Origin of the sequence: Rhodococcus sp. NPDC019647 (assembly GCF_044389235.1) — a bacterium.
GTDB lineage: Bacteria > Actinomycetota > Actinomycetes > Mycobacteriales > Mycobacteriaceae > Rhodococcus_F > Rhodococcus_F oxybenzonivorans.
In genome coordinates this window covers 1-7,994 of record NZ_JBIRXS010000062.1, presented here as the reverse complement: position 1 = coordinate 7,994, position 7,994 = coordinate 1, and the positions used below count along the sequence as shown (strand labels likewise).

The window sequence follows — 7,994 nt, the reverse complement described above, 5'->3', positions numbered from 1 at the left end:
CCGCGGCGCTGCACCCGTCGCTTCGCTCCGGGAGACGGCCGGGTCGCTCCGCTCCCCGCAGGAGCCGCTGCGCGGCTCGCAGTGGGTCGATTGCCGTTGCCGTCGATCGAGTCGCTTCGCTCCTCTGAGTTTTGCAAATTAGGTTCTCGCCTGCTCTTTTCGTCGACACGCTCGATTCGGTTCCCGACTACCCAACGGGGCTGGGGAAGCGGGAGGGCACACCCGCCCTGATTCCGTCTCGCCTCACCGCGTCGCTCATCGTCATACCTCAAGCATACACACACCGAAGATGCAACACAATCCAGCGATAAGCACATCGAACGTTAATAACGTTGTATACAAATAGATTTCGAGTTTTATCCAATGCACAATGCGCATAATCAATGTAAACATAGCCATACCAACTGATTAACTAATCATATTGATTACCAACATGATTCAAAATGGGCGAAAACCGGCACCCCGCGACACACCCCCTCCCCCGACAACTACCCCCGCACCTCGCCGGCACCCCCACACACCCACCACAACCCCCGGACGGTACCGACCGGGGACCTGCCATCACCCCAGCTCACACCCCACACCGCCCACTCACACAGGCACGGCCCGCACCCCACGCGTTCGGGTACGGGCCGTACTGGCTGTACTCGGGAACCGGTGACTACCCCCGCACCGTTGCCGACAGGGCCGGGTCCACCCAGGGCCGATCCTCCCAGCCCTCCGCGCTAACACTGCTGCCCGAGTATTGAGCACCAGAGCGCAGGCTCAGTCCGGGGTGAAAAACAGGTCCATCCCGATGACGAACCACGCCGCGAGAGCGGCGATCGGCATAAACGCCAGCACAAACGGAATGGCGAACTGCCGAACAGAACGCCACCGAACCGTCACCAACCCGAACACCGCAAGCAGCAGAGCCGGTGCCGCCCAGCTCACCCAATACGAGGCCGGCGGCGGATCCGACCCGAACGAGGTGAACGACCCGTGCGGATACACCCGGGGCCGCGGAACATCGAAGTAGTGCTGCCACACCATCACCGCCGGCACATAACAAAGAACCCCGCCAACAGACCCGCGATGATGCCCAGCGAAATCCGCAGCCCTTTTACCGATCCCGCTGGTGTCGCCTCGTCCACACCGTCCATCATCGGACGTGCCGATGCCGACTCACCCCGGGACATGTCATCGTTCCAGGTCAGAGCGCTCTCCGAGGCCGCGGTTCTTGCCGTCAATCCACGCGATCACATCGAACACACGGAGCGCTGAGATCTCCTCGGGGAGGCCGGCCTCCTTCCGGATCGACAGCAACCGGCGGTGCAGCGCGCCGTCGTCGGCACGGAGGGCCTCCCGGACCGGGTTCAGATGTGCTCGCTCGGTGCCCAGGACCTGACTGACAACGGAGTCCCAGATCGGGCACAGCCGGGGGCGTTTGCGGGCAATCAGCTTCGTCGCCTTCGTCTGACCGATCCCGGCAACGCCCACAGGGCCGTCTCCAGGACCCAGGCGGGCCACACCGGGGTCAGCGGGTCCGATTCGTCGACCAGGTCCCGATCCGGGCCTATCCACGGCAGAAGGGCATTCAGCACCTCCGCCTCGGTATGCAGGATCACCCGCGCCGCTTTCGGTGGGACCTGCAGGGACAGAAACGTCACCGCAACCAGATCGTCCGCGGTGAACCGGTCCGCCTTCCCCGCCCGATCACCCGTGCTCGACCAGGCGTCGAACTGCGCCCCGACATAGGCATCATCGCCCAGATACGGACGGCCGTAATACCTCATCAGCGCCGCGACCGCCGCAGTATCCGAGTCCGTCGCGAGGGTGGCCGGCAGCCGCAAAGTCATACCCCGCACCCTCTCACCCTCAGGCGCCGGCGACTCGGAACCGAGCCGAGATGGTCGCTACGCGCCCGGCCCGGAATCAGGGGCGGTGTCGGCCGCGGCGCTGCCGCCTGCAGTCACCGGCAGAAAACATGCGCACGACAGCGTCGTGGGTAATGCTGATCACACATCCGAGAGAGCCGTTGCGACTCAGAATTCCGTTGCCGGTTGAATCCCCCGCCAGCGAACCTGGTTCACTTCCCGAATGCAGCACAGATGGAAGACGGTAGTCGAGTGCCTGGTCAGCAGAACACCGACACGACTTAAGCGAGCAATCCGCTCGCGCAGACCGATCCTGTTAACGGAGCAGCATCAGGATCTCGATGTAAGGGCGAAAGAAGGAAGCGATCCCACTCTCAAGGGTCATTTCTGGGCAACCACAGAATCTGAGCGCCGCCGGGATGGCGAACTCACTGTGGGGGTGAAGGCAGATGCACGGCTGGAGACCTTCGACTTGGTCGATATGCGAGCATTCTCCCCAGCTAAAATCCTCCCGAATGGCGAGACGCATTTGCTCCAGTCCGGAAGGCCGGAGGACGTTGTAGCCGACTTCTCCCCTATCACCGTGCATGGAGTCCTCGATTCCGGCCGCGAGGTGACACTAGTCGATGCGATGGGAACAGCCGGTCTGTCTGGCCAGAGTTTTCGTGTGAGGTACGTCCTCGACGGGGCACATCTCGAGGGTCACGATCAGCGTTTCAATGCCGTCCGATTCCAGCTCGACGATGCTCGCTGGTGGCCGCATCTCAAAGATGGGATGACCGCGGTGGCGGGAACAATGGGTTCTTTGAGCATTTCACGCGATGGGCAGTCGGTGTGGTTCGTGTTCGAGCTGAAGGAACCGATGACCCTCCGTGAATGTGATTCCTTGGTGATATCTCCTGCACGCACTCTCGCGCGCCTGGCCTTGATGATGGACTTAGACGTTGGTCCCACTCAACTTCGGGTGGGCGCCGTGGAGTCATCGTGGATTCCGATGCTGACGAAGAGCCGCGGCTCGGAGCCGGTGCGGCGCGAAAGTGAACCCACAGGGATGCTGCTGTTGCCGTCCGCTCTCGGCATCGAGCACTTCGCGACCTGGATCAGGGTATCTGCTGATCTCGACGGGCTAGCGGCCGTCGTCGCGAACCCGCCAACTGGTGTCGCCATTCAGGCGGAGGCGTTGACGATGGCTTCAGTCGCGGAGGGACTGCACCGCCGACTGTTCATAGGGACGAAGCGGTTTCAGTCCTTGGGTCCTGCTCAGCGTCGCACGGTCCGCAACGATGCGATCAACGCCGGAGTAAAAGCCTTCGAAGAAGCTTCATATCCCGATCTTGAGGAAGCGCGCAAGGCGCTGAGCGACGCACTCGGACACCTCACCGACGTGTCGTATCTATCTCGTCTCGAAGAGCTCGAGCAGGAGGCAGTCACGGTCACACCTGAAGTTACGGCAGGCTTCCCCGACCACACGTGGGCACCATTGGTCGTGAAGACCCGCAATCTACTTGCCCATCAATTGGATACCGACAAGCGAGGGATGCTCGAGAAGATCGATGCGATGACGCTTGCCGCCTGGTCTCTGCCATGGGTCTTGCGAATCGTCTTGCTCCGCCGTGCGGGATTGGAGCCCGAGGTGATCCGTGAGTATCTAGTCGAGTTCAATCCTTTCCAGTTCTACCAAGCAAACATCGCTGCACTTCAGTCCGATCGTCAGCGATAGTCGCTCCCTCACTAAACAGCAGGTACCCCGAGAGCGGCGCCTCCCGATATACCCGACCGGTGCGGTGGATGCGCCGGTGCGCTCCTGCGTGTGAATGTCCCTCGTGACTGCACACACTCGGAGACGAGCCGGCTCGGGACGAATCGAAGCGTGTGGGCCGACGCGGAAGATCCGCAGAGCCTCGTCAACCGCTTCGTCTCGGCTGGCTCGTCACGATCGGCATCGTGGGGACCGCTCTCATCGGCGGCCTGCTGTTCTGCCTGTTCACATGGACTCAGCCTCGGTAGTGAGCGCTTCTTCAACTTCACACAGGCACACCTCAATGGAGCGGACTTGACCAATGCGCTCATCGATGAAGGAAATTTCGTTCGCGCCGACCTTGTCGACGTCAAATTCATCGACGCCGAGATCAACAATGCCAACTTCATCCGCGCCAATCTCACCATTGCTAACTTCACCAAGGCCGAGGTCGGTCTTGCGAATTTCACCCGCGCTGACCTAACTGATGCGGTGCTGGTGTACATAGACCTCAGTGACTCCACGCTCGACCGGGCGATCATTCACTGGACGAAGTACTCAGCAGAAACGCGGTGGCCCGGAGGTACGCCGCCGGAAGGCGCCGTCTTGATGGATGCACCGACGGAGTAACCACTTGCTCTTGGCGCAGTCACCTCTGAGACAATCGGTCTCTAAGCTAAGACAGCTTCAGCAATGGAGGACGGAGAATGACGGCCGCGACTCGCGACGCACTGATCCGTGATGCCATCAACGCGGACGCCGTGTTCGCGGCCCGCTTTATCCGCAGCTTGAGGGAGGCCAGGTCGGTGGCCCCCACAGCACTCTTTTGCATGTTTGCCTATTTGTCGCTGTTTGCGTACGAGTCCCACGCTCGCTTGAAAAAACTCGACCCATCAGCTATTTCCGACCTGACCTTCACCGCTGGTGCGACTGATCTCATAGCTCGCTCACGACACAGCCTCAAGCTGTTTGAGGACACGCGTCGAGGCGTTCTAGGGCAGCTCAAGTTCTTTGCGGATGAGGTTGCGCCAGCGCATCATCGGGCGTTCATCAAGCCGGTACGGCTGCCACTGGCCTCACTATGGAAGGCCGATGTAGGGCTGACGTTCCACAATGGCAACCTCATAAATTCGACATTCGCAACGACGTTTGCACTGGGTTACCCGCCGGCGAGACTGTTCCTTGATGGAACAGGCGAAACACTGAACAAGATCGCTCAGGAGTACGGGGCGTACTTCGGCAGCATTGTGACAGTGCCTCATCCCGGCGCCCGTTCCTTTGCAAGCGCTATGGACCCCTCCGATCTCGACAGTAGAGACGTTCGTTCTGCGACGTGGTTCCGCCATGGGTTCAACGGAAATGCCACTCCGGCAATCAACATGCTCCTCAGTACCTTCCATGGACTGGCGAACACGTGCAATCAGCTGCTCGGTCTCGACACCACCAATGCCTCACGTCCGACGATCTTCAAACTCCGCTATCTGACCGTGTATCAGATCCTGCGCAGTCTCACAATCCTCACGAACGAACATGCGAACTGCTTGACAGACAGGTCTCGCACTCACATCGACAAGCTCATGACTGATCCGGAAGCGATACGACTCATCGATCCAGCGAGGAAACCGCTGCGCAACACACTGATGCACTACGGTCCGGATACTCGCATCGACCTATCACAATTGGCGCTTAACCGGCCTCTCTACGGTCTGATTGAGGAGGTCTTTCAGCTGAGTTTTGACGAGATGGAGCAGCGCCTCGCAAAGCTCACTTCTCGTGTCGCCGACGAGCTGAACCAATGGTCTAAAAGGTAGATCGCAGAGTCGAACGTGGACGCACGACTTCCTGTTGAACCAACAGTACGGCCCAGGAATTCACCGACAGGACTAGTGCGAATCGCGTTCGCCCGTCGTGAGGCCGAGCGATTCGGCCACGGCGTCTGTCATCGGGTGTGTCTGTCGGTGCAGGTCTCGCCGAATGCTGCGCGGGCGATCCTCCACACCGAAGTCGAGGCGCTGAACGCCACTCTGGCGGCGGTGGGCTCGGATCGGGACCTGGGACGACGGGCCGGACTCGCTCGTCCGGCGTGGCCTGCCTGGGACCTGGAAACGGCCCTGTGGGCGCTGACGAGGATCGGGCAGACGAAGGCGACGAAGTTGATTGCCCAGAAGCGGCCGCGGTTGTATCCAACCCTACATTCGGTGGTGAGTCAGGTCTTCGGCACCGAGCGGGCGCATGTGAATCCGGTGCGGGAGGCGTTGCGCGCCGATGATCGGGCGTTGTATCGCCGGTTGCTGTCGATCCGCGCCGCCGCGGTTGTGCCGGAGGAGATCTCGGCCCTGCCGATGTTGGACGTGATCGCGTGGATGGATGGCAAGGCCCGCGGCGTCGGTTCACACGCGGACCAGGAAAGATGATACGTCTCGGTTTGTACCCGGCGCTGGTGTCGGTGGTTGTGCGTGGGTGGATGGTCGCAGTAGCGTGACGTCCAAGTTCGGTCCGGTCCTCCTTCTCCGGCCAGCGGAGCGACTAGTGCGCTTGGCAGTCGAGTGAAAACGGGCTGAGGCGATGCAGGCGCGTCTGTGTCGTGGGGCGGCCCCCATTACCAGATCATCCGCGGTGAACCGGTCCACCGCCCCAACCCGTTCCCATGCTCAACCAAGGTGCCGGCCGACGACTCGCCCCAGCCTCTAGCTGTGCCGGGGGTCGGTCTTCTCGCCTTCGACACTCACCCAACCGGCCGGACCGTAGGTAATCACAACAACGCTGGTCTCAGTGAAGTCGCTGACACCCTCCTTCCAGGTGGCGCCGTCGAGATGGCGCCGCCACACACGCAGCACGCCGTTCTCGTTCACGTTGTACCAGAAGTCCTCGCGGTCCAGGGTTTCCCCGCGGCCATCTTTCCTATCGACGTACTCCTTGGACGTACCGTCGTGGAGAACAATCTGGACAGTCATAGATAGTGCCTCTCAGCTCGGTGTGTTTGCGGTTCATTCGGGCTCTCGTGTGCCCGCAAACTATCGCATGCCATCCGGACAGGGATTCAACGCCGTCCGGCTAAGCAAGTTCGCCGATGTCGTCACCGTCATAACACCTCTGCTGGACAATAAAGTGCAATAATCCTGTGCTCCCGGACGCCCCACCTCTGTCCCGGCGACCTATCCTCGTTGGCCGGGTAGGCCGCCAGATGCGGTGCTGCCGAACGGCCACGAGCTCGCCCGCTAGGACATGCATCCTGCGGGCCGGGGGCGAGATGCAGATGCAGATGCAGATGCAAAATCGTCAAGGCCCCGTCATCTCCCGCGCCGGCGTAACGACCTCCACCCGCACTCGGTGAGTCTGAAGGCCGCCATGTAGCCGTTAACGATCCGGTCGTACGAGCCTCCGGCCTGGAACGAGGCGAGCCCGCGCTCATCCGCTTCGGACGCTCGGGTTGTTCCCGGAGTACCGAATAGTTGCCAAGCCAGACCGTGGGCAGCGCCCGACCCCGCACGCCACTCTAAGACAACGTCGCGGGCCAAATCCGCGCCCAGCGCCTCGTGCGCAGCCTCTTCGATCATCTTCGTAGTTTTGAGCACTGCCTTCTGCCCCATCACCGAGCGGAGCTTCTCAAGCTCATCACGTCGGCGGGCGACATTTGCTGCCACCTGGTCGGTGCCCTCGTGGGGAGTAGGAACCAGTTTCTGCAGGCCGTCAAGGTAGGCCGAATGATGATCTTGCATCGACGCGACAACGGTACGTGCGCGCATTTTCCGGATCTCTCGTGAGTCGGGCCCTATCACCCATACCGCTTGCGCGGAACCGACTAGCGCTGTGCGACAAAGGGTAGATGTGCTGAAGGGAATAGCTTGATTGGGTGCCCTTTCGGAGGATCGAGGTGCGCCCGCACAGCCTGCATATGCTCGACCGCGACCGCCAGCCCGAGATAGACGATTTGTGACAGTGGAAACCACGGCCAATCTCGATCATCCTCCCTCAACTCACTTCCCGACCCCGGCACGAACGGGCTCGGTGTGCGCTGCCAGTCGTCGAGTTGTCGGAAAGTTCCCTCGATCACCTCTCGTGCATGTTTCTCTGTGGGGGATGTCACGTCGTAATTCCTCTGCTGCATCGGTCTCTCCACGATCCCACTACGTCGCTATGTAGAGACGCCTCAGGCCGTTCACGCCATCAGACCCGGACAGTGTTGGGCCAGTAGCATTCTGGTGAGCTGTTCCCCTCGGATGGTGATGGCATCGAGATCTGCTCGGCGCATCCCACGCAGATTGGTGGGGTAATCAATCACTGCGCCGCGAGGTACGAGATCAGCTAAGTGGTCTGATTCATAAGTTCGTCGGGGGTTGTTGCCAGGCGGTCGGGTCGCCGAGGTACAGGCCACAGGCGCAGTCGAGTGCGTCCTCGAC

At 61.1% G+C, this 7,994-nt stretch carries 7 protein-coding genes and 1 pseudogene; 4 read left to right on the top strand and 4 right to left on the bottom strand.

The features are described 5' to 3' along the window. Positions 1 to 765 precede the first annotated feature (765 nt). Both ACH49N_RS38705 and ACH49N_RS38700 read right to left on the bottom strand, forming a co-directional pair. Positions 766 to 1,032 carry a hypothetical protein gene (locus ACH49N_RS38705; protein WP_397505241.1) on the bottom strand — a complete coding sequence of 89 codons (267 nt, stop codon included), beginning with the start codon at positions 1,030 to 1,032 and terminating at the stop codon, positions 766 to 768. A 147-nt stretch (positions 1,033 to 1,179) separates the two neighbouring features. Continuing rightward, positions 1,180 to 1,775: pseudogene (locus tag ACH49N_RS38700) on the bottom strand (DUF6308 family protein). Positions 1,776 to 2,079: 304 nt separating this feature from the next. Here ACH49N_RS38700 and ACH49N_RS38695 point away from each other — a divergent pair. The 4 genes from ACH49N_RS38695 (at position 2,080) to ACH49N_RS38680 (ending at position 6,008) form a co-directional block, all read left to right on the top strand. Then, positions 2,080 to 3,576, top strand: coding sequence for a HEPN domain-containing protein (locus ACH49N_RS38695; RefSeq protein ID WP_358278761.1), 1,497 nt, complete (start codon positions 2,080 to 2,082; stop codon positions 3,574 to 3,576). A 90-nt stretch (positions 3,577 to 3,666) separates the two neighbouring features. Continuing rightward, complete coding sequence (locus ACH49N_RS38690) at positions 3,667 to 4,224, top strand: pentapeptide repeat-containing protein (RefSeq protein WP_358278759.1); 558 nt, start codon at positions 3,667 to 3,669, stop codon at positions 4,222 to 4,224. A gap of 77 nt (positions 4,225 to 4,301) precedes the next feature. Continuing rightward, positions 4,302 to 5,405 (top strand): hypothetical protein, encoded by a 1,104-nt coding sequence (locus tag ACH49N_RS38685; protein WP_358278757.1) that lies wholly within the window; start codon positions 4,302 to 4,304, stop codon positions 5,403 to 5,405. Positions 5,406 to 5,480: 75 nt separating this feature from the next. Next, positions 5,481 to 6,008 carry a DUF6308 family protein gene (locus ACH49N_RS38680; RefSeq protein WP_358278755.1) on the top strand — a complete coding sequence of 176 codons (528 nt, stop codon included), beginning with the start codon at positions 5,481 to 5,483 and terminating at the stop codon, positions 6,006 to 6,008. Positions 6,009 to 6,281: 273 nt separating this feature from the next. Here the strand turns inward: ACH49N_RS38680 and ACH49N_RS38675 are convergent, their stop codons facing one another. Next, complete coding sequence (locus tag ACH49N_RS38675) at positions 6,282 to 6,548, bottom strand: hypothetical protein (protein ID WP_358278753.1); 267 nt, start codon at positions 6,546 to 6,548, stop codon at positions 6,282 to 6,284. 336 nt (positions 6,549 to 6,884) lie between these two features. Next, positions 6,885 to 7,313, bottom strand: a complete 429-nt coding sequence (locus ACH49N_RS38670; protein ID WP_358278751.1) for a hypothetical protein — start codon at positions 7,311 to 7,313, stop codon at positions 6,885 to 6,887. Between the last annotated feature and the right edge of the window lie 681 nt (positions 7,314 to 7,994).